Source organism: Vibrio sp. YT-19(2023) (assembly GCF_033337395.1).
In genome coordinates, this window is record NZ_JAWOQN010000274.1 from 1 (window position 1) to 870 (window position 870).

At 38.2% G+C, this 870-nt stretch carries 1 protein-coding gene; it reads left to right on the forward strand.

The window, feature by feature from the left end:
* Window positions 1-743: putative adhesin (locus R7E78_RS25375; RefSeq protein WP_318058506.1), on the forward strand; the 743-nt coding region annotated here is incomplete at its 5' end.
* Window positions 744-870: the final 127 nt, after the last annotated feature.

Genomic DNA, 870 nt, shown 5'->3' on the forward strand with positions numbered 1-870 from the left:
ATGTGTTACAGCATGTTTTAAATAAAACTACAGTTGCATCTTCATCAACTACTCATGGGGAAGCTAGAGATTTTAGTAATTCGATTAAAAGCATTCGGAATGTGTCGAGCAGTGATACACCAAGGGTATTTAAGCATGATGGTATTGCTATAAGTCGCACTGGAAGTGCACAGCAATTGGTTATTATGACTCATGGTGGGTGGAAGGAACTTGAAAGATCAGCCACATTGTTTCGTCGGCAGGTTGGCGACGGGTGGACTAGTGTGCCTCAGGGGATGCGAGTGGATTTTTATACAGAAGATAAAAATTTCACCAAGGGGGCAAGTGTTCTTTCGGAAGTGAGTAAGCGGCCAAAGGATGCACTAAATGGATTGGAGTTTGAGTCTGGTTTAACTAAGGATGATTTAGATATGCTGGCTAAGACTCGCAATAAATCTACCGATGCAATTTTGGAGGAAATGAGGAGCTTTGCTATATATAGAAAAGACAAAGTTTCCGAAGGTTGTTTAGTTAAAGATTATGCCTTATACCATCATGAGAGCACGGATTCTTTGTTAAAAGAGCATCAAAGTCATCCAGTAAGTGAAGATGTTGATATCGCGTTTGTGATAGACAAAAAGCATAAGAAACATCTATCCGATATCTTTAAAGCAATCAAACTATCTGGAATAGAATATAAGGTTATTCATTTTGGTGCGTGTAGGGTTGAACGAAATGGTTCAGCAGTGCCTAATTTTGAATAGACTTTATGTAGGCTTGAACTTTTGAGTTTTGATTAGTTGTGGATGAAGAAAAAGCTACAGCCATCTAAGCTTATCGAGGAGCATGATAACTGTAGCTTTTATCTTAAAATTAAATCGCTATTTCATT